The 18591-nt window shown below is 67.7% G+C and carries 16 protein-coding genes and 1 pseudogene; 8 read left to right on the top strand and 9 right to left on the bottom strand.

The genetic code is table 11. The annotated features are described in order from the left end of the window. Positions 1-13 precede the first annotated feature (13 nt). The gene (locus AU192_RS10260) at positions 14-1249 is read left to right on the top strand and encodes a threonine/serine exporter family protein (protein WP_064395701.1); all 1236 of its coding nucleotides are present in this window, start codon (positions 14-16) and stop codon (positions 1247-1249) included. Between the two features lie 5 nt (positions 1250-1254). On the opposite strand, the gene AU192_RS10255 is transcribed toward AU192_RS10260, so the two are convergent. After that, positions 1255-2418: a PrsW family intramembrane metalloprotease gene (locus AU192_RS10255; protein WP_064395700.1), complete on the bottom strand. Its 1164-nt coding sequence runs from the start codon at positions 2416-2418 to the stop codon at positions 1255-1257. Between the two features lie 194 nt (positions 2419-2612). On the opposite strand from AU192_RS10255, the gene rpsA reads away from it, so the two are divergent. Both rpsA and coaE read left to right on the top strand, forming a co-directional pair. Further along, a complete protein-coding gene (gene rpsA / locus AU192_RS10250; RefSeq protein ID WP_064395699.1) occupies positions 2613-4058 on the top strand; it encodes a 30S ribosomal protein S1 in 1446 nt (481 codons plus the stop codon). A 73-nt stretch (positions 4059-4131) separates the two neighbouring features. Further along, on the top strand, positions 4132-5343 hold the full coding sequence (gene coaE, locus AU192_RS10245) for a dephospho-CoA kinase (RefSeq protein WP_064395698.1): 1212 nt from the start codon (positions 4132-4134) through the stop codon (positions 5341-5343). A gap of 16 nt (positions 5344-5359) precedes the next feature. On the opposite strand, the gene AU192_RS10240 is transcribed toward coaE, so the two are convergent. The 3 genes from AU192_RS10240 to AU192_RS10230 form a co-directional block, all read right to left on the bottom strand. Next, positions 5360-5884, bottom strand: a complete 525-nt coding sequence (locus AU192_RS10240; protein WP_064395697.1) for a hypothetical protein — start codon at positions 5882-5884, stop codon at positions 5360-5362. Between the two features lie 86 nt (positions 5885-5970). Further along, positions 5971-6747, bottom strand: a complete 777-nt coding sequence (locus tag AU192_RS10235) for an Fpg/Nei family DNA glycosylase (protein ID WP_064395696.1) — start codon at positions 6745-6747, stop codon at positions 5971-5973. Between the two features lie 2 nt (positions 6748-6749). Next, on the bottom strand, positions 6750-7256 hold the full coding sequence (locus AU192_RS10230; protein ID WP_174523675.1) for a ribonuclease FAU-1 family protein: 507 nt from the start codon (positions 7254-7256) through the stop codon (positions 6750-6752). Positions 7257-7318: 62 nt separating this feature from the next. Here AU192_RS10230 and uvrB point away from each other — a divergent pair, with 62 nt between their 5' ends. The 4 genes from uvrB (at position 7319) to AU192_RS10210 (ending at position 12298) form a co-directional block, all read left to right on the top strand. Then, positions 7319-9478 (top strand): excinuclease ABC subunit UvrB, encoded by a 2160-nt coding sequence (uvrB, locus tag AU192_RS10225; protein ID WP_064395694.1) that lies wholly within the window; start codon positions 7319-7321, stop codon positions 9476-9478. Positions 9479-9541: 63 nt separating this feature from the next. Next, a complete protein-coding gene (locus AU192_RS10220) occupies positions 9542-10336 on the top strand; it encodes a ribosome hibernation promotion factor (protein ID WP_064395693.1) in 795 nt (264 codons plus the stop codon). A 47-nt stretch (positions 10337-10383) separates the two neighbouring features. After that, complete coding sequence (locus tag AU192_RS10215) at positions 10384-11841, top strand: MFS transporter (protein ID WP_064395729.1); 1458 nt, start codon at positions 10384-10386, stop codon at positions 11839-11841. A 181-nt stretch (positions 11842-12022) separates the two neighbouring features. Beyond that, on the top strand, positions 12023-12298 hold the full coding sequence (locus tag AU192_RS10210) for a hypothetical protein (RefSeq protein WP_064395692.1): 276 nt from the start codon (positions 12023-12025) through the stop codon (positions 12296-12298). 33 nt (positions 12299-12331) lie between these two features. On the opposite strand, the gene AU192_RS10205 is transcribed toward AU192_RS10210, so the two are convergent. Together AU192_RS10205 and AU192_RS10200 are read right to left on the bottom strand one after the other, a co-directional pair. Continuing rightward, positions 12332-12988, bottom strand: coding sequence for a UdgX family uracil-DNA binding protein (locus tag AU192_RS10205; RefSeq protein WP_064395691.1), 657 nt, complete (start codon positions 12986-12988; stop codon positions 12332-12334). Between the two features lie 37 nt (positions 12989-13025). After that, the gene (locus tag AU192_RS10200; RefSeq protein ID WP_064395690.1) at positions 13026-14567 is read right to left on the bottom strand and encodes a glycosyltransferase family 39 protein; all 1542 of its coding nucleotides are present in this window, start codon (positions 14565-14567) and stop codon (positions 13026-13028) included. Positions 14568-14823: 256 nt separating this feature from the next. Here AU192_RS10200 and AU192_RS25930 point away from each other — a divergent pair, with 256 nt between their 5' ends. Continuing rightward, a complete protein-coding gene (locus AU192_RS25930) occupies positions 14824-15264 on the top strand; it encodes a universal stress protein (protein WP_064395689.1) in 441 nt (146 codons plus the stop codon). Here AU192_RS25930 and lnt read toward each other — a convergent pair. From lnt to AU192_RS10180, 3 genes and pseudogenes are all read right to left on the bottom strand, one after another. Continuing rightward, positions 15230-16669, bottom strand: a pseudogene (lnt, locus tag AU192_RS10190) (apolipoprotein N-acyltransferase); the annotation flags it as partial. The gene AU192_RS25930 and the pseudogene lnt sit on opposite strands and share 35 nt — an antisense overlap. Continuing rightward, entirely contained in the window at positions 16666-17547 is an 882-nt protein-coding gene (locus AU192_RS10185) for a fructose bisphosphate aldolase (protein ID WP_064395688.1), read from the bottom strand. The gene AU192_RS10185 and the pseudogene lnt, both read right to left, overlap by 4 nt. A gap of 191 nt (positions 17548-17738) precedes the next feature. Further along, positions 17739-18584, bottom strand: coding sequence for an SDR family NAD(P)-dependent oxidoreductase (locus AU192_RS10180; RefSeq protein ID WP_064395727.1), 846 nt, complete (start codon positions 18582-18584; stop codon positions 17739-17741). Positions 18585-18591: the final 7 nt, after the last annotated feature.

Below are 18591 nucleotides of genomic sequence, written 5' to 3'. Positions count from 1 at the left end.
ACGGGCGCGTGTGATGGACAACAAGACCACAGACGACGAGATCCGGTTCCTGGCCCGACTGGGCGCGGCCATGGCCGCGGCGAATTACCCGGTGACCTTGATCCGGCAGATGCTGGGCCGCGCCTCCGCCGCGTACGGCGTCCCCACCGAAGTGATCGTGCTACCCAACACCGTGCAGGTCGTGGGCCCGGCGACCGGCTCGGGAACGATCGTCAAGTCGGCCCATCTGGACCGCGATGTGCGTTTCGACCAAGCTTTCCCGTTGGCGCGCTTGGTTTCCAACGCCATGCGCGGCGCGATCGATCCCGCAGAGGGAGACACCGAACTCGACCGCATCCTGGCCTCGCGGCCCCGGTTCCGGCCGTGGATGACCGTACTCGGCTACGGAGTGTGGAGCGCCGGTCTGGGGCTGGTGCTCGAGCCCACACCGCTGAACCTGCTCGGCGCCACCGTGCTCGGTGTGATGGTCGGGATTTTCGCCATGGTGGGGCAGCGCTTCGGTGTGCTCGCCCAGCTGCTGCCGGTTGTCAGCGCTTTCTCCGTGGCCGCGGTGAGTATCGCCGTCGCCGAGTACCTCGGGCTCGACCACATCGGGCTGCGCGCGCTGATCCCCCCGCTGGCGATGTTCCTGCCCGGTGCCGCGATCACTCTGGCGGTCATCGAGGTCACCGCCCGAGATGCGGTGTCGGGTTCCAGTCGGCTGGTGGCCGGGTTCGCGCAATTGGCCCAGTTGGTGTTCGGAATCCTCATCGCCGCCCAGCTGCTCGGCGAGGACGTATCGCATCTGAGCGCCGAGCCGTTGAACAAACTGGGGCCGTGGGCCCCGTGGCTGGGGGTCGCGGTCTACGCCGTCGGCGTCATGCTGTTTCTCGGGCCACCGACGTCGTTTCTGCCGTGGCTGCTGCTGGTCGCTTACGCCGCCTTCATCGCCCAGTACCTCGGCGACTTGGTGCTGGGCAGCTACGCGAGCGGCTTCTGTGGCGGCGTGGTGCTGACCGTGGCTGCACTGCTGATGAGCCGGTACCGCAGCGCGCCGCCGGCGCTCACGATGATTCTGCCCGGCTTCTGGCTCCTGGTCCCAGGCTCGATGGGGTTGATCGGAATCGCCGAGTTGTTCGGCGCTGACGGCGACTCCGCGCTGGGGGTGACATTCATCTCGATGATCTCGGTCGCGCTCGGTCTGCAGGCCGGCCTGGTGTTGTGGCAAGCGTTCCGGCGCCCCGGCGGCTGGCGGCGGCGTAGGCGGTGAGCTGGTCAGCGCCCGCCGCGATAACCGGCCATCGCCTGCAGTACCGGCGCAGCCGCGCGGGCGGCGTAGAGCGCGTGGGTCTCCTCGACCAGCATCGCCTGCACCCGCGGATCGCCGAACCCGCGGTCGATGCGGTCGCGCACAAACGCCAACTCGACGACCTGGCCGGCGAACCGTTTGATCGCGTTGCGGGCGGGGCGCCCTCCCTGGCGGGCGGCCTGGGCGAGCGCCAGCTTGCGGTGCCGCAGCGAGCCCAGCCAGGTGGCCTCGGCGGGTGTGACGAGACCGGCCTGCACCATGCCGGGCAGCTTGCTGGCGACAATCGCCTGCTCACGACGGCGACTCTGCACGCCCAGGACGATCGCCAGCGCGAACAGCGGCATCATCCAGTACAGGTAAACCCCGAGATACCACTCGACGCCCAGCAGCGACGAACCGTTCCAGAGTGCGTGGGTGAACACCGCAGCCAGGTAGCCCAGCAGAACGGCGCCGGCCTTGGCGGATGCGTCGCGGCGGTGCAGGGCGAAGTAGACGCCGATCCCGAAGAACGTGGTGAACAGTGAATGCGCGAACGGCGCCATGACCAGTCGTAGCGCGGCTGTCAGCAGCGAGTCGCCGAGCGATTCACCGCTGGCGATGTAGAGGATGTCCTCCAGCCAGGCGAATCCCGCACCGACCAACCCCGCGTAGACCAGGCAGTCCGTCAGGGAATTCAGCTCGCGGCGGCGCCGGCCGGTCATCATGACCAACAGGAACGCGCCCTTGGCCGCTTCCTCGATGACCGGGGCGATGACCACCACCGAGACCGCGCTAACCCCCTCGGCGTCACCCCTCACAATCAACGACTCGAGGTAGAGGCCGAGGATCACCGACAGCACCACCGCGACCGAGGCGCCCCACAGGAACGCGAAGGCCAACAGACGCGGCGGTTCGGGCTCGAAGCGGTCGAGCCACACGTAGGCCAGAACCACGACCACCATGGCCAGGCTCGACAGCACCAGCCCGATCCCCGCCCCGATGGGATTGAGAGCGGTCAGCCCGATGATGATGAGCCCGACCACGGTGGCAAGCAGGATGAGCACCGCCAGCGGCGCCCCGACCCTGCGGACCTTGCGTTGAAACGGCGGAGCAGGCAGCCAGGGGTGATGTGGCGCGCCGGGATGTGACACCTGAGCAGACTAGCGGCCGGTGGGGACCGAGTTTGTCCAGCATGTGCCCAGTCGAGTAGCCTCTACGGGTACCTGTCTGTGGTTTTCGTCATCTTCTGCGGCGGGTACAGAGCACGATGTCGGCGCCCGCGCCGAGCCAATAACTCGAATGTCCTAAGTCCCTACGATCAAACCTGTCCGGAGCAACCCACCACATGCCAAGTCCCTCCGTCACCTCGCCGCAAGTAGCCGTCAACGACATCGGCTCGAGCGAGGACTTTCTCGCCGCCATCGACAAGACCATCAAGTACTTCAACGATGGCGACATCGTCGAGGGAACCATCGTCAAGGTCGACCGGGACGAAGTCCTGCTCGACATCGGTTACAAGACCGAAGGCGTCATCCCGTCCCGAGAACTTTCCATCAAGCACGACGTCGACCCCAACGAGGTCGTTTCCGTGGGCGATGAGGTCGAAGCCCTGGTCCTCACCAAGGAGGACAAAGAAGGCCGTCTGATCCTGTCCAAGAAGCGCGCTCAGTACGAGCGGGCCTGGGGCACCATCGAAGAGCTCAAGGAGAAGGACGAGGCCGTCAAGGGCACCGTCATCGAGGTCGTCAAGGGCGGCCTTATCCTCGACATCGGCCTGCGCGGCTTCCTGCCCGCGTCGCTGGTCGAGATGCGTCGCGTCCGCGATCTGCAGCCGTACATCGGCAAGGAGATCGAGGCCAAGATCATCGAGCTCGACAAGAACCGCAACAACGTCGTGCTGAGCCGCCGCGCCTGGCTGGAGCAGACCCAGTCCGAGGTGCGCAGCGAGTTCCTCAACCAGCTCACCAAGGGCGCCATCCGCAAGGGTGTCGTGTCTTCCATCGTCAACTTCGGCGCCTTCGTCGACCTCGGCGGCGTCGATGGCCTGGTGCACGTCTCGGAGCTGTCGTGGAAGCACATCGACCACCCGTCCGAGGTTGTCAACGTCGGCGACGAGGTCACCGTCGAGGTGCTCGACGTGGACATGGACCGCGAGCGGGTTTCGTTGTCGCTCAAGGCGACTCAGGAAGACCCGTGGCGGCACTTCGCCCGCACCCACGCGATCGGCCAGATCGTGCCGGGCAAGGTCACCAAGCTGGTCCCGTTCGGTGCGTTCGTCCGCGTCGAGGAGGGCATCGAGGGCCTGGTGCACATCTCCGAGCTGTCCGAGCGCCACGTCGAGGTCCCGGATCAGGTGGTCCAGGTCGGCGACGACGCGATGGTCAAGGTGATCGACATCGACCTGGAGCGTCGCCGTATCTCGCTGAGCCTGAAGCAGGCCAACGAGGACTACACCGAGGAGTTCGACCCCAGCAAGTACGGCATGGCCGACAGCTACGACGAGCAGGGCAACTACATCTTCCCGGAGGGCTTCGACTCCGAGACCAACGAATGGCTCGAGGGTTTCGAGAAGCAGCGTGAGGAGTGGGAGTCCCGCTACGCCGAGGCCGAGCGCCGACACAAGATGCACACCGCGCAGATGGAGAAGTTCGCCGCTGCTGAAGCAGAAGCTGTTGAGGCGTCGGGTTCCAGGTCCAACGGCGCTTCGCGCGGCGAGGAGTCCGCAGGCGGCTCGCTGGCCAGCGACGCCCAGCTCGCGGCGCTGCGTGAGAAGCTCGCAGGCAACGCCTAACTCGTAACGACCGAAGGCCCCGGCTCACCGAGCCGGGGCCTTCGCCGTCGAGCGGCCCTGACAGACTGGTGCGGTGCTGCGCATTGGGCTGTCCGGCGGTATCGGCGCCGGAAAATCGACCGTGTCTTCGACGTTCAGTGATCTGGGCGGAATCGTCGTCGACGGTGACGTGATCGCCCGCGAGGTCGTCGAACCGGGGACCGAAGGGTTGGCCAAGCTCGTCGACGCGTTCGGCAGGGAGATCCTGCACGACGACGGCGCCTTGAACCGTCCCGCGCTGGCAGCGATCGCGTTCAGCGACGAACAGAAGCGTCAAACCCTCAACGGGATCGTGCATCCGCTGGTGGCCCACCGCCGGTCCGAGCTCATCGCGGCCGCGGCCGAGGACGCCGTGATCATCGAGGACATCCCGCTACTCGTCGAATCCGGTATGGCTCCGATGTTTCCGTTGGTGGTCATCGTCCACGCCGACGAGGAGGTGCGGGTGAGACGCCTTCTCGAGCACCGCGGCTTCACCGAAGAGGACGCCCGGGCGCGGATCGCCGCGCAGGCCACCGAGGAGCAGCGTCGTGCCGTTGCCGACGTCTGGCTCGACAACTCGGGCACCGCGGGTGAACTGGTCGAGCTGGCCCGCGCGCTGTGGCACGAGCGGATCCTGCCGTTCGCGCACAACCTGCACGAAAAGCAGCCGGCACATTCCAAGCCGGTCCTGGTGCCCTTCGACCCGAATTGGAACGAGCAGGCGCGGCGCATCGTGGCTCGGCTCAACACCGCATGCGGGCACCGCGCCGTCCGCGTCGACCACGTCGGCTCCACGGCGGTGCCGGGGATGGACGCCAAGGACGTGATCGACGTCCAGGTGACGGTCGCCTCGCTCGCGGATGCCGATGAACTGGACGACGCGCTGACCGGCGCGGGTTACGTGCGCGGACAGACCACTGCGGACGTCGCCAAGCCGGATGCCCGCAGCACGGTTGCCGAGTTCGATCATTCGAACGATGATGCGTTGTGGCACAAGCGTATTTACTGCTCGGCCGATCCGGGGCGGCCGACCAACGTTCACATCCGCGTCGACGGATGGCCGGGCCAGCAGTTCGCATTGCTGTTCGTGGACTGGATGCGTGCCAATCCCGGCGTCCAGGCCGACTACCTCGCGTTGAAGCGGCGCGTCGCCGAGGAGGGGCACGTACACACGGGCGCCTATGCCAACGCGAAGGAGCCCTGGTTCCTCGACGCCTACCGGCGTGCGTGGGAGTGGGCCGATGCCACCGGGTGGCGGCCGTGAGGCGTCACGTGAGGCGTTAAGCCTCGGGAGGCAACGGTGCGCTGACGTCGGGTGTCGGTGCGGTGGGGGCCCCGTCGATCGGCAGGTTCAGCGGGGCACCGCATTGCAGCACCCCGTACATCGGGTCGTCCTTGGGCCGCAGCAGGCGCGGCGCGATGAACTGGTCGGCCTTGGCCACGATCTGGTCGTCGACGAGGATCTCGCAGTGCAGGTTGGAGCCGTAGGGCCATTCGATGGAGATCTCCATGCCGGCCAGTTGGGGGTCGGCCAGCACCGTATTCACCTCGAACGTCTGACCGGGTAGCAGCGTGGGCTGCGCGCTGTTGACGTTCTGGTCGTCCATCTTGTACGCGACGACCGCGCCGCGGGAGGTGCCGTCCGCACGCGCTCGGTAGATCACGTTGTGCAGAACTTCGGGCGCCGGCTGCGCCTCGGTCTCGGCGCTCGGTTGGGCCGCGGCGCCACCTGGGAACAGAACCGAGCCCACGACCATCGCCGCGACCGTCGCGCCAGCGGTCCGGATGCGGGTTGTGGGGGACATGCGACGAGAGGATACCGGCCGTACCTGGGCAGACAAATTCGTAGCGGTAGCCATCGAAATCAAGATCGGTAAGTGCAGGTGGTTCGTTACCCGGGCTGGCAACGCGGGCACCACACCGATGTCCTTCCCGCGATGCGGCCGCGCGCGAGCCGGGTACCGCAGCGGGGGCACGTCGGGTCGGCTCCGTCCCGGTTGCCGGTCAGCCACCGCGGCAGGTCGGGCACCCGTCCGTGGCGCACCGCGGTGTCCAGTACACGTCGCATCGCCTCATGGAGGCGTTTGACATCGTCGTCGGTCAGGCTCGGCACCGGCAGTGACGGCGACAGGCGTGTGCGCCAGAGAATCTCGTCGACGAGCAGGTTTCCCAGCCCCGCGATCACCGCCTGATCCATCAGCGTCGGTTTCAGCCGTCCGCGCCGACCCCGCAGGACCTCGCGAAACGAGCGCAGGTCGAGGGACAGGGCGTCGGGCCCCTGCTCGCCGGTCACCTCGTCGATCTCCTCGTCGGAGGCCAGGAGCCACAGGCCACGGAGCTTGCGCAGGTCCGCGTACCGGAACTCGCCGCGGTCGAGCTCGATGACCAGCCGGACGTGCTTGGTGTCGTCGTCGCCGGGCGTGTAGAACGGCCTGCCGGTCATACCGCTGTGCACCAGCAACGCGGGGCCGTCGGTCGGCAGGATCAGCCATTTACCGTGCCGGCGAGGCTGTTCGAAGGTGCGGCCGGCCAGATTTCGGGCCAGCGAGCGTGCGGTGGTGTTGCGCAGCACTCCCGCATCGCGCACGTCGACGCGGCGGATGCGACGCCCCGGCAGCTCACGCGCCAGCTCCCTGCGAAAGCCCTCGACGTCGGGTAGTTCGGGCATGACTACTCATCGCGCCAGGTAAGCGGCATGCCCAGACCGCCGAGCCACCGGTTGAGGTCGTAGTCGTGCCTGGCCAGCCCGTCGATCGCGGCCGCCGCGGTCTGGACCGCCTGTTCTCCGGTCTCGGGCGCCAGCAGGTTGTGCCGGACCGCGGTGAGCAGTTCGTCGACGTCGTGGAGCTCGACGCCCCGGCCGGTGCGGACCGCCAGGTCGAGGTAGTGGTCTTCGGCGTGCCAGATCTTGGGGCCCGGTGCGTAGTGGCCCACGTCCAGGTAGTAGTCCTGGTCGAGCTCGTGACCTGCGTTGAAGTGGAACACCGTCGCGCGCAGCCGCAGCGAGGGCAGCAGCCAGGACTCCAGATAGTGGAACTGCGCCCGGCCCGGGGTCGGACGGGCCATGTAGAGGCCCCAGGGCTGGACCGTGTAGACGTCGACCGCCCGCACGATGCCCTTCGGATCGGTGTTGGTGCGGGCGACGAGGTCGAACGTCTCGTGTTTGGGAGCGTGGATGAGAACAGGATAGGGCGCAGCGGGAATGAACTTGTCGGAGTACGCGCTTACCCTGAGTGATTATGGCTTTCGCTACTGAACACCCCGTGCTCGCGCACTCGGAGTACCGCCCGGTCGATGCGATCGTGCGCACGGGCAACCGCTTCGAGGTGGTCAGCCCCTACTCACCGGCGGGCGACCAGCCGGCCGCCATCGACGAGCTGGAGCGCCGGATCAAGGCGGGGGAGCACGATGTGGTGCTGCTGGGTGCCACCGGCACCGGTAAGTCGGCGACGACGGCGTGGCTCATCGAGCGGGTCCAACGGCCGACGCTGGTGATGGAACCGAACAAGACGCTCGCCGCGCAGATGGCGAACGAACTGCGGGAGATGTTGCCGCACAACGCCGTCGAGTACTTCGTCTCGTACTACGACTACTACCAGCCCGAGGCGTACATCGCCCAGACCGACACCTACATCGAGAAGGACAGCTCGATCAATGACGACGTCGAGCGGCTGCGCCACTCGGCGACCTCGAGCCTGCTGTCCCGCCGCGACGTGGTCGTGGTCGCCTCCGTGTCCTGCATCTATGGTCTGGGCACACCGCAGTCCTACCTGGACCGCAGCGTCGAGCTCAAGATCGGTGACGAGGTGCCGCGCGACGCGCTGCTGCGGCTGCTCGTCGACGTGCAGTACACCCGCAACGACATGGCGTTCACCCGCGGCTCGTTCCGCGTGCGCGGGGACACCGTCGAGATCATCCCGTCCTACGAGGAGTTGGCGGTCCGCATCGAGTTCTTCGGCGACGAGATCGAGGAGCTGTACTACCTGCACCCGTTGACAGGAGACGTCGTCCGCAAGGTCGACTCGCTGCGGATCTTCCCGGCCACCCACTACGTCGCAGGCCCGGAGCGCATGGCACACGCGATCTCGACCATCGAACAGGAACTCGAGGAGCGGCTGGCCGAGCTCGAGGGCCAGGGCAAGCTGCTGGAGGCGCAGCGGCTGCGGATGCGCACCAACTACGACATCGAGATGATGCGCCAGGTCGGCTTCTGCTCGGGTATCGAGAACTATTCGCGTCACATCGACGCCAGGCCCGCTGGTTCTGCGCCCGCCACGCTGCTCGACTACTTCCCCGAGGACTTCATGCTCGTCATCGACGAGTCGCACGTGACGGTGCCGCAGATCGGCGGCATGTACGAAGGCGACATGTCGCGTAAGCGCAACCTGGTCGACTTCGGCTTCCGATTGCCCTCGGCCGTCGACAACCGGCCGCTCACCTGGGAGGAGTTCGCCGACCGCATCGGGCAGACCGTGTACCTGTCGGCGACGCCGGGACCGTACGAGCTGAGCCAGTCCGGCGGTGAGTTCGTCGAACAGGTTATCCGCCCAACGGGTTTGGTGGATCCCAAGGTGGTCGTGAAGCCGACGAAGGGGCAGATCGACGACCTGATCGGGGAGATCCGCACGCGCACCGAGCGTGACGAGCGGGTGCTCGTGACCACGCTGACCAAGAAGATGGCCGAGGACCTGACCGACTACCTGCTCGAGATGGGGATCAGGGTTCGCTACCTGCACTCCGAGGTGGACACGCTGCGTCGCGTCGAATTGCTGCGTCAACTGCGCCTCGGCGACTACGACGTGCTGGTCGGCATCAACCTGCTCCGCGAGGGTCTCGACCTGCCGGAGGTGTCGCTGGTCGCGATCCTCGACGCGGACAAGGAGGGGTTCCTGCGGTCGACCCGCAGCCTGATCCAGACCATCGGCCGCGCCGCCCGCAACGTGTCGGGCGAGGTGCACATGTACGCCGACAACATCACCGAATCGATGCGGGAAGCCATCGACGAGACCGAGCGCCGGCGTGCCAAGCAGATCGCCTACAACGAGGCCCACGGCATCGATCCGAAACCGTTGCGCAAGAAGATCGCCGACATTCTCGACCAGGTATATAGGGAGGCCAGCGACGATGAAGCCGTCGAGGTCGGCGGTTCGGGACGGAACGCCTCGCGGGGGCGCCGGGCGCAGGGCGAGCCCGGGCGGGCGGTCAGCGCAGGCATCATCGAGGGCCGTGACACCGCGAATATGCCGCGAGCCGAGTTGGCCGATCTGATCAGGGATCTGACTGAACAGATGATGGCCGCAGCGCGGGATTTGCAGTTCGAGTTGGCCGCGCGCATCCGCGACGAGATCCACGATCTGAAGAAGGAACTGCGCGGCATGGACGCCGCGGGTCTGAAGTAGTACGGACACCGTCGGGACCTTCGGCCCTAGTCCCGACCGGTCGCCTCGCGTACAAACGAAAGTATGAGTGACAGAGCGGATATCGAATCGCCAGTCCACGTCGACGTGACGACGCGCGGTGATCTTCCCGGCGCGGCCGACTACGCGCGGAGCAAGATCGACGACGTCAGCCGGTTCGCGCACCGACCGTTGACACATGCCCACGTGAAGCTGACGCGCCACGGCGACCCGGAACTGGAACGTCCGGTAATCGCGCAAGCCAATCTCGACGTCGACGGCCGACTGATCCGCGCGCAGGCTTCGGGCGACACCGCGCGCGATGCGATCGACCGCCTCGGGGAGCGCCTTCGAAGCCAGCTCCGGCGGGCCGCCGAGCACTGGCAGGCGCGCCGCGACGGCCGAACGGTACGAGCTCCGCAGGACACCGACGATTCCGCGCAGCAACCCAACCGCCTTGCCCTTCCGCCCGAGGAGCGCCAGATCGTGCGGCGCAAGTCGTTCACCCTGGCGCCGTGCACGGTGGACGAGGCGGCGATGGAGATGAACCTGCTCGACTACGACTTCCACTTGTTCACCGAGGAGCGCACTCAGATGGCGAGCGTCCTCTACAAGAGCGGTCCGTCCGAATACCGGCTGGCGCAGGTGCAACCGGCTGCGGAAGACGAACTGGCACCGTTTGAACTGCCGCTGACGATCAGCCCCCACCCGCCGCCATTTCACACCGTCGAGCAGGCCGCCGAGCGGATGGGCATGCTCGGGCTGCCGTTCATGTTCTTCATCGACGCGGCGCAAGGTCGTGCAGCCGTGCTCTACCACCGCTACGACGGCCACTACGGGCTCATCACTCCTGCCGGCTGAGGTCGCCGCTTGACCTGAACGATGGTTGAGCTCGTAGCGTGTCCGGCGTGACCGACACTGCGCCGACGACCCCTGCGGGACGCTGGCGCGACCTATTGGGGCCGAAGTACCTCGGCGCCAGCACCGTCCTGGCCGGCGGCGTCGCGCTGTATGCCACCAACGAGTTCCTCACCATCAGCCTGATGCCCAGCGCGGTGGCCGACATCGGCGGTTACCGGCTGTACGCATGGGTGACGACGGTGTACCTGGTCGCTTCGGTGGTCGCGGCGACCACGGTGCACTCGACGTTGATGCGTTTCGGGCCGCGGGTGTCGTATCTGGGGGCGCTCAGCGTATTCGGTGTGGGCAGCCTGGCCTGCGCCGCGGCGCCCACGATGGAAGCCCTGCTTGTGGGGCGCACCGTGCAGGGGCTGGCGGGCGGGCTGCTGGCCGGGTTGGGCTATGCGGTGATCAACACGGCGTTGCCCGAGTGGTTGTGGACCAAGGCGTCGGCGTTGGTATCGGCGATGTGGGGCGTCGGGACGTTGCTGGGTCCCGCCGCCGGGGGTCTGTTCTCCCAGTATGGTTCGTGGCGTTGGGCTTTCGGTGCGCTGGCGATTCTGACCGTGGCCATCGGTGTATTGGTCCCGCTGGCGTTGCCCAGACGCACGAGCGCCGACGTCGATGCGCCGCGGACACCGATTCCCGTGTGGTCGTTGATGTTGTTGGGTGGTGCGGCATTGGCCGTCAGCGCGGCCGGTATCCCGCGCGATGTGTGGCTCACGGTCGCGTTGCTGGGCTTGGGCGCCGTCATGGTGGCGGTGTTCTTGTTCGTCGATCGGCGCCAACCCGCAGCGGTGTTGCCGCCCAGCACTTTCGGGCGCGGACCGCTGAAGTGGATTTATCTGACCCTCGCTGTGTTGATGGCCGCAACGATGGCGGACATGTACATCCCGCTGTTCGGTCAGCGACTGGCCGATCTCACGCCGGTCGCGGCGGGTTTTCTCGGGGCGGGCCTGGCGCTCGGTTGGACGGTCGGTGAGATCGGCAGTGCTTCGATGAGCGACCCGCGCGCGATCAAGCGCACGGTCGCCATCGCGCCGGCGGTGATGGCCACCGGTCTCGCCCTCACGGCGGTGGCCATGCGCGACGACGCATCGGCTGCCGCGGTAGCGGTCTGGGCGGTCGCGCTGATCGTGGCGGGCACCGGGATCGGGATCGCCTGGCCGCATTTGTCGGCATGGGCGATGAGCCGGGTGGATGACCCGTCCGAGGGACCCACTGCGGCTGCGGCGATCAACACCGTTCAGCTGATTTCCGGCGCCTTCGGAGCGGGGCTGGCCGGAGTGCTGGTGAACATGACCGACAGCGGCGACGCCACGCCGGCGCGGTGGCTGCTGGCGGCCTTCGCCGGGCTCGCCGCGGTGGGCCTGGTCGCGTCGACACGGAGCGGCCGGCCGCGCTGTGGGACCCGCTTTAGCCGAGGACGCCAAAGCGCACCTGACGGCCTCCGGCGGGCAAATTGACGTTTCCCAACCGAACTGTGCGACAGCTTTGTTCAGCGCACTCTCCACGGCTCTGCGCCGGGTTTTGCTGCTGCGAAGTGAGCCACGCCGGGCGCAGGCGGGATCGTCGACAGGATGGTCGCGCGTATAGGATCGACGCGAGTCGGAACCGATAATTCATTGCAGTAGTGAGGGATTGGTCGTGAGCGTAAAGAAGGTCGGAGTGCAAGCGGGACTGGTCGGTGCACTGGCGTTCTCTGCCTTGGGCGTCGGAGCGGGTGTCGCCAACGCCGAGGAAGCGGTGCCCAGCACACCAAGCGTGACCTGGAAGCTCGACAAGTGGGATGACTGGGACGACTGGGACAAGCGTCGTGGTCCGCGGTGGGACGGCCCGGCCTACTACGGTCCGCATTACGGCGGGCCCTGCGCCTGGGTGCCTCCCGCCGTCTCGATGTGGGTGCCGCCGGCCGCCTGCTAGGGGCCCCTGGCTTCGTCGCTCCACGACAACGGTTCAGCGGCGTGCACGCAGGCCGTCGGCGAACCGCAGATCGGACACCAGCGCGTCGAAGGCTTTCTCCCGATCCTCCGGTGGCCCGCGCAGCACCGACGACGGATGCACGGTCACGGCGACGTCGGGCGCGACGTCGAGTTCGATCGCCGGGAGTTCCAGCGCCTCGCCGCGGTGTGCGGTCAGCCGAAATTTGCTGCCCAGCAGCGACTGTGCGGCGGTCGCACCCATCAGCACCAGCACCTCGGGTCTGACGGCATCGAGCTCGGCCAGCAGCCACGGTCGACATGCCACGACTTCCGTGCGGCCCGGAGTCTTGTGGATCCGCCGCTTGCCGCGTTCGGGCAGGGTGAACTTGAAGTGCTTGACCGCATTGGTCACGTACACCCGTTCACGGTCGATACCGGCCTGCACCAGCGCCTTGTCCAGCAGCTTGCCCGCGGGGCCGACGAACGGCCGTCCGGTTTTGTCCTCCTGATCGCCGGGCTGCTCGCCGACCAGCATCATGTCCGCGCTGGAGGAACCGCCGCCGAACACGACCTGCGTTGCGTCGAGGTACAGATCGCATCCCTTGCAACCGTGCGCGGCGTCGGCGAGCGCATCGAGCTCGCGGGTCTCGGGTACGAACTCCGCCGCGGTGTGGGCTGGCCTTGCGGGCATGAGAAACGGTTACCCGCTTATGCAGCCGCCACTCGCGCTACCGGGTCGACTTGACCACCTGCGCGAAGCTGAACTGCCAGCGCTCGACGATCCGGAAGCCCATCGCCTGCGGCACCCGGTATGCAGGTGCTCGGCGCAGACGCGGTCCCGGGTCGAGCGCGCGCCCGCTCTCCCGATCCGGGACGGTGGCGTCGCGTTGTGAGACCGTCCACAACACGGTGCAGGGCCGAAGCCGGTCGGCCACACCCCAAATCCCAAGATGGAAGTCCCACAAGCGGTTTCGGTCCGCTGCGCGGCGACCGCGGCCGGGGTCGACCAGGGCCGCGTACGCCTCGGGGCGCGCTGCCGTCAACGGGCGAATCGGGCCGGGCGCCCAGTTGGTGGTGTTGTCGAGGACCAGGCAATCGCCGGGGGAGGCGTTCGCCGTCAGGACGTCGGCCACCTGGCTGAAGTCCATGCCCTCCTTGGCGTAAGGGCCTCGCTGTTCGAGCAGATAGTTCGGCGTCGCCGCCATCGCCAGCACCGTCAGCACCACCGCGACGGCCTCGCGCGCTCTGGCGACCGCGGTGATGCCGACCGCCAACAGCAGCGCCATCGCCGGCGAGGTGTAGCTCAGGTAGCGCGGGTAGTACACGGGCTCCCACCACACGGAGTACAGCAACAGCACTGCCGTCGGAAGCACGATCCACGCAGCGCTGATCGCCACCAGCGACCGGACGCCGCGATCCGTCGGCCGGAACCGTCGCATCGCGAGCAGCGCCAGCACCAGCCCCGCCGTGACCGCGAACGCCACGCTGTGGTCGAAGTACTGCTCCTGCACCACTTCTGCGACCGTGTGCCAGCCCGGCGGGGAGATCCACCGCACCTGGGCGACCTGCGTCCTGCTGAACGCCAGAAACGGGACCAGGACCGCGATCGCCACCGCGGCCGTCACGATCCACCGGCGCACGACCGCTCGCGGTGCCGCCACCGTGGTCAGCGTCACGGCGTGCACGAGCACCATCAGCACGACGAAGATGTTCAGCAGCGACGACCCGACCAGCGCCAGCCCGTAGCAGACCCACAGCCATCTGGCGTTGCGGCGGACCGCGAGCAGCAACAACACCGTCAGCCAGACCGCCGCGGCCACGGTCAGCGCATAGGACCTCGCCTCGATACCCGCCCACGTGACGCGGGGCAGGATCGCCAACACGATGCCCGCACATACGGCCGTCGTCCGCGAGGCGAAGCGGCGCGCCAGGACGACGACGCCGCCGCTCGCCAGCCCGACCGCGAGGCTGCTCGACAGCCGGGAGTAGAACTCGGTGACCGGAAACACCGCGAACCACCCGTGCATCAGCAGGTAGTACAGGCCGTGCACCGCGTCGATGTTGTGCAGCAGGCCCCAGAGTTGGGGAATCGACCGCGTCGAGGCCGAGATCGTGGCCGCCTCGTCGAACCACAGCGACGGCCGAGCCGCACCCGCCGCCGACACCGCGACCGCGAACAGTGCCGTCAGCGCGGCGTCGAACCGGCCGGCGCGAAGGGATCCCGACGGGTTGAGGCGCGCGAGGCGTTGCGGTCCCAGCGACAGATCCACGCCCTGTTACCCACCCTTCCCGCGAACGGCAAAACGCTAGCGTGCACCCTCGCGCAGCGCTTGCCGAAGCGGTATGAAAGTCACGACGACCGAGGTGCCGACGCCGCTGACGATCGCTTCGCGCGCCCGGGTGTAGGCGGCGTCACCTGGGCCGGTCCAGCGTGACGTTGGGTGCGAAGTAGGACGAAATCGCAGGCAAATGCCACCTGAGCGGCTACTGTTCCGGGTGGCAACGAACTGAACTGGGAGGATATGGATGAGCGCCTATCAGACCGTCTTGGTTGGCACGGACGGATCGGACTCGTCGTTGCGCGCGGTCGAGAAAGCGGGTCAGATCGCCGGTGACGCCAAGCTGGTCATCGCCACGGCGTACTTCCCCCAGAACGAAGATCAGCGCGCGGCCGACGTGCTCAAGGACGAGGGCTACAAGATGTCCGGCAACGCGCCGATCTACGCGATCCTGCGCGAGGCGAAGGAACGCGCCCACCAGGCGGGTGCCACGAACGTCGAGGAGAAGGCCATCGTCGGCGCCCCCGTCGACGCGCTGGTCGAACTCGCCGAGGAGGTCAAGGCGGATCTGCTGGTCGTCGGTAACGTCGGCCTCTCCACAATCGCCGGCCGGTTGCTCGGTTCCGTTCCCGCCAACGTCGCACGCCGCTCCAAGAGCGACGTGTTGATTGTGCACACCACGCCGTAACCACCACCAGCGCCGCCACGATCGTCCAGCCGCCCCACCGCTGATAGAGGGTCGTCCGCGCGTCCAGCGGGACGTCAACGACAGTGACTCCCCACTCGGCGGCCGGCATCCATGCCAGCTGGCGGCCGCGGGCGTCGAACGCCGAACTGACCCCCGACAACGCGGCGTGAACCGCGGGACGGCCTGTTTCGACCGCGTGTACGGCGGGCATCGCCGCCAGCTGCGGTTGCGCCCAACTGCCTTGGTATGACGACGTCGAACTCTGGTAGACGAGCAACTCCGCTCCCCGTCGGACCGCTGCCCGCGCGAGGTCGGAGAACATCGTCTCGAAGCTGATCAGCGGTCCGATCGCGACGACGTCGGTGCGCAGGACGACGGGCCCTTGCCCGCGGCGGCGATCCTCGCCCGCGGCCTGGGTGTTGGATGTGGCCCAGCCGATCAGGGGCCGCAGCGGCACGTATTCCCCGAAGGGGACCAGGCGCGTCTTCGCGTATGAGCCCTGCACACCGTCCGGTCCGACCAGCACCGACGACTTGTAGATGCCGCCCGATGCCCCCCGGGCGTCGACGTTGACCAGCAGGTCCGCGCCGACGCGCCGCGAAAGGGCGGCGAGCCGCGCGGTGACGTCCGGGCGGGCCGCCAGGTCTACGCCCACACTGCTCTCGCCCCATACGACCAGGTCGAGTGGCTGCCCGGCCAGTTCCGAGGTCAGGGCCTCGCTCGCGGCCTGTCGCGCCGTGGATTCGGCGATGTCACCCGGTTGGACGAGCGCGATGCGGACCGTCGGGCCGGACGTAGGGGTCGGCCCCCACCAAAACCAGGCCGGACCCACCGCCAGAAGAACCACCGCGAGCACCGCCGGTGCCGCCGAACGCCGCACCAGGGCCGCGACAACCGCGGTGTTGACCGCCACCAGCAGGAAGCTGACGAGCCACACGCCGCCCACCGCGGCGGGCGCCAGCGTGGCGGGTTGATTCCACTGCGATGCGCCAAGGACGGCCCACGGCCCGCCGAGCCGGTCCCACGATCGGACCGCTTCCGCGAGCACCCACAGGCTGGGCAGTACCGCAACGGCGCTGACGCCTCGTGCGGCGGTGACGTCGCCGGAGAGCAGGCGGTGCGCCGCCCACCCGAAGGGCAGCCACAGCGCGCCGAGTCCGGCGGCGAGCACGAGCAGCGGGGGACCGGTACTCGGCCACAGCCAGTATTGGGTGACGCCGACGAACGCCGCCATCGCCAACCAGGCTCGCGCGGCGGACTGTCCGGCCGTCGGCGCCGCTCGGAGCACGAGCAGCAGCGGGACCAGCCCGATCCAGGCCAGCCACCACAGGGCGGGCGCCGGGGACGCGAGCGCGGGGAACGCGCCGGCGAGGACCGCCGACGCGTAGCCCCGCAGCGAGATCAGGTGCTCGACGCTTTAGCGATGCTCGCGATCGCCTGGTCGAGCGTGGAGTTGAACTCTTCGTCGCTCTGCTGGGCGGTCAGGCCCTCGGTCAGCGCGCGCGAGAAGCTCGCGATGACACCGATGTTGCGCGACAGCTTCTCGTTCGCCTCGTCGCGGCTGTAGCCGCCGGACAGCGCCACGACCCGCAGCACGTTCGGATGCTCGACCAGATCCTTGTACAGGTTGTCGGTGTCGGGCAGCGTGAGCTTGAGCATGACCTTCTTGTCGCCGAGCTTGCCGACACCGTCGAGCAGCGCGGCCTTGAGCTGCTCCTCGGCCTCGGCCTTCTTCGAGCTCTTGATGTCGACCTCGGGTTCGATGATCGGCACCAGGCCCTTGGCGAGGACCTGCTCGGCGACCTCGAACTGCTGGGCGACGACCGCGTCCAGCCCGGCGCCGGGCAGCTTGATGACCGAACGCTCCTTGGTGCCGAAGACCCCGTTCGCCGCGGCGCGGTCGAGCAGGTCGTCGAGGCCGGGCATCGGCTTCATCGTCTGCGCGCCGTCCTGCTCGTCGTTGAGACCCTTGTCGATCTTGAGGAACGGAACGATGTTCTTGACGTTCCACAGGTAGTCGGCGGTCGGACGGCCCTCGATCTCGCGGTCCATCGTCTGCTCGAACAGGATGGTGCCCATGATGCGGTCGCCGTCGAAGGCGGGGCTGGTGATGATCCGGGTGCGCATCTCGTGCACGAGGTCGAACATCTGGTCGTCGCCGGAGTAGGCGTCCTCGGCGATCCCGTAGAGCTTCAGCGCCTTGGGGGTGCTGCCGCCGCTCTGGTCGAGTGCCGCGATGAACCCGGCGCCGCTCTGCGCCTTCTTCAACTGATCGGTGTTCATGTCTGCCCTTTCTTCGTCACCAGGCAATCTATCGAAGTTCGCACGGCCGAGCGTCAGATGGCCGCTCAACGTCCGGTCACTATCCCAAAAAGCGTTGAGAGTCGCGAAGTTGACGGTTTTCGCCGGGATCCACGTCATCTTCCCGACGCTCGGCGCGGGTGGTGGTGCGGATGACGCTGCGGCCCTCAGTGTCACCGCAAGATGCGGTCGAATTGCCTGATCGGATGAATTCCGTGCAGGTCGCGGTACGACGGCGGCTCGCGGTCTGCTGCGTCTTTGATGCCGTACTCCGTCGCCAGCTCCGCACCGATGAAGGTCTGGCCGCTCTTGTCCATCAGGTGTGGGTCGTTGAACAGTGCCCAGATCAGGTGTCCCGTGAACTCCGGCGTCTCGGTGTTGTCGAGCAGGTGAGCGAGCTTGTCGGGCGCGTTGCCGATCAGCTTCTTGAAGCGGTCGGTCAGCAGCACGCCCATCCAGATCGACGCCGTCGCGATGCCGAAGTCCTTGAAGTCGACCGCCATGTCGGCAGCCATCTTGTCGGTGCCCGCTTTGTGAACGCCGTAGGCGGGGCCGAACACGTAGTGGGCCGCACCGGGCGCGGAGGTGAACACCACCAGCCCGCGCCGCCGCGCGAGCATCAGCGGGGCCGCGTACACGGTCGTGACGTAACTGCTGCGCAGGCCGACCTCGAGGGTGTCGATGACGTTGACGGGCTCTTCCCAGAACCGGGTTCGGCCCATCATCTCCTCGCGGATGATCACCGCGTTGTTCACCAGGATGTCCAGCCGGCCCTGTTCCCGTCTGATCCGCTCGAACAAGGCCTTCGTCTGCTCGTCGTCGGCATGGTCGACGCGGACGGCGATTCCGGTGCCGCCTGCGGCCGTGACGAGTTCGGCGGTCTCGTGGATCGTGCCGTCGAGCACGGACTGGCCTGCGCGCTCGGTGCGCCCGGTGACATACACCGTGCAGCCGTGGTTGCCCAGCGCGTGCGCGATCCCGCGTCCGGCACCGCGGCTGGCACCTGTGACGACCGCGATCGGCGCG

The organism is Mycobacterium lehmannii (assembly GCF_001499925.1).
In the GTDB taxonomy this organism is placed as follows: Bacteria; Actinomycetota; Actinomycetes; order Mycobacteriales; family Mycobacteriaceae; genus Mycobacterium; species Mycobacterium lehmannii.
Note: the sequence above shows the minus strand (reverse complement) of the source record. Positions and strands in the feature narration are given on the sequence as shown.

Bases quoted from the DNA above. Each gene is read 5' to 3' on its own strand.
- AU192_RS10260 (WP_064395701.1), top strand. From the start codon at position 14: ATGGACAACAAGACCACAGACGACGAGATCCGGTTCCTGGCCCGACTG.
- rpsA (WP_064395699.1), top strand. From the start codon at position 2,613: ATGCCAAGTCCCTCCGTCACCTCGCCGCAAGTAGCCGTCAACGACATC.
- AU192_RS10240 (WP_064395697.1), bottom strand. From the start codon at position 5,884: ATGTCCCCCACAACCCGCATCCGGACCGCTGGCGCGACGGTCGCGGCG.
- AU192_RS10235 (WP_064395696.1), bottom strand. From the start codon at position 6,747: ATGCCCGAACTACCCGACGTCGAGGGCTTTCGCAGGGAGCTGGCGCGT.
- uvrB (WP_064395694.1), top strand. From the start codon at position 7,319: ATGGCTTTCGCTACTGAACACCCCGTGCTCGCGCACTCGGAGTACCGC.
- AU192_RS10220 (WP_064395693.1), top strand. From the start codon at position 9,542: ATGAGTGACAGAGCGGATATCGAATCGCCAGTCCACGTCGACGTGACG.
- AU192_RS10205 (WP_064395691.1), bottom strand. From the start codon at position 12,988: ATGCCCGCAAGGCCAGCCCACACCGCGGCGGAGTTCGTACCCGAGACC.
- AU192_RS25930 (WP_064395689.1), top strand. From the start codon at position 14,824: ATGAGCGCCTATCAGACCGTCTTGGTTGGCACGGACGGATCGGACTCG.
- AU192_RS10185 (WP_064395688.1), bottom strand. From the start codon at position 17,547: ATGAACACCGATCAGTTGAAGAAGGCGCAGAGCGGCGCCGGGTTCATC.